Annotated in this window: 1 protein-coding gene; it reads left to right on the top strand. The window is 63.7% G+C overall.

Annotated elements, in window-relative coordinates; genetic code table 11:
* Positions 1 to 1,462, top strand: a 1,462-nt coding sequence (locus HX846_RS36755) for a fructose-specific PTS transporter subunit EIIC (protein ID WP_178967408.1), incomplete at its 5' end; no start/stop codon positions are given.
* Positions 1,463 to 1,730 lie beyond the last annotated feature (268 nt).

Below are 1,730 nucleotides of genomic sequence, written 5' to 3'. Positions count from 1 at the left end.
GGCGTTGCAGGATGTGGACGCGGTGTTGCGTCGCGGGGCCGAGGAGGCCCAGGTGCAGGTGGCTGACGCGGCACCGGCGAAAAGCACGCCGCGTATCGTCGCGATCACCGCGTGCCCGACCGGCGTCGCCCACACCTTCATGGCTGCCGAAGCGTTGCAGCAAACCGCCAAGCGCCTCGGGTATGACTTGCAGGTGGAAACCCAGGGCTCCGTGGGCGCCCGCACGCCGCTGAGTCCCGAGGCGATTCGTGACGCCGACGTGGTACTGCTCGCCGCCGACATCGAAGTCGCCACCGAGCGCTTTGCCGGCAAGAAAATCTATCGCTGCGGCACCGGGATCGCGCTCAAGCAATCCGAGGCGACCCTCAACAAGGCGCTGGCCGAAGGCAAGCAGGAATCCGCTGCCAGTGGTGCCGCTGCCAAACCGGAGAAGACCGGTGTCTACAAACACTTGCTCACCGGCGTGTCGTTCATGCTGCCGATGGTGGTGGCGGGCGGTCTGCTGATCGCCCTGTCATTCGTGTTCGGCATTCATGCCTTTGAAGAAAAAGGCACTCTTGCCGCCGCGCTGAAAACCGTCGGCGACCAGGCGTTCATGCTGATGGTGCCGCTGCTGGCGGGTTACATCGCCTACTCGATTGCCGACCGGCCTGGATTGGCCCCCGGCATGATCGGTGGCCTGCTGGCCAGCACCTTGGGCGCGGGGTTTATCGGCGGGATCTTCGCCGGCTTTCTCGCCGGCTACTGCGTCAAATTCATCAGCCGCGCGATCCGTTTGCCCCAGAGCCTGGAAGCCCTCAAGCCGATCCTGATCATCCCGTTGCTGGCGAGTCTGTTCACCGGCCTGGCGATGATTTACCTGGTAGGGCCGCCGGTGGCGAAGATGCTCACCGGCCTCACGGATTTTCTCAGCACCATGGGCACCACCAACGCCGTGCTGCTGGGCATCTTGCTGGGCGGCATGATGTGCGTCGATCTCGGTGGCCCGATCAACAAGGCAGCCTACGCGTTTTCCGTGGGCCTGCTGGCAGCGCAAAGCGGTGCCCCCATGGCCGCGACCATGGCCGCCGGCATGGTGCCGCCGATTGGCATGGGCATCGCCACCTTCCTGGCGCGGCGCAAGTTCGCCCAGACCGAGCGTGAAGCCGGCAAGGCCGCGCTGATCCTCGGCATGTGCTTTATCTCTGAAGGCGCAATTCCGTTTGCTGCCAAGGACCCGCTGCGGGTAATCCCGGCAAGCATCGCCGGCGGTGCGCTGACCGGTGCGCTGTCGATGTATTTCGGCTGCAAGCTGATGGCGCCCCATGGTGGATTGTTTGTGATGCTGATCCCGAATGCGATCAACCATGCGCTGCTGTACCTGCTGGCGATCGTGGCGGGCAGTTTGTTGACTGCCGTGGTGTATGCATTCCTCAAGCGCCCTGAGACCGTAGAACTTTCTGTCGCACCCGCCCAGGCATAACGCGGTTCATGTAGGAGCTGGCTTGCCTGCGATGCAGGCACCTCGGTGTATCAGCGCAACCGAGTTGAGGCTATCGCAGGCAAGCCAGCTCCCACATTTGACCTCCGTGAGCAATAAGGCCGGTGTCATAACTCGTTCATCCCGTCATGCTTAAGTTTCCCTTTTGCTGCTCGAGAGGGAACCCGCATGAGCCACTTCAATCTCGGCCGCCGCCGCGTGATGCAAGCCGTCGGCGCAGGCCTGTTGCTGCCGGGCCTCGCGCCTGCGG

Origin of the sequence: Pseudomonas sp. K5002 (assembly GCF_013386655.1) — a bacterium.
GTDB lineage: Bacteria > Pseudomonadota > Gammaproteobacteria > Pseudomonadales > Pseudomonadaceae > Aquipseudomonas.
This window is presented reverse-complemented; position numbering and strand designations above follow the sequence as displayed.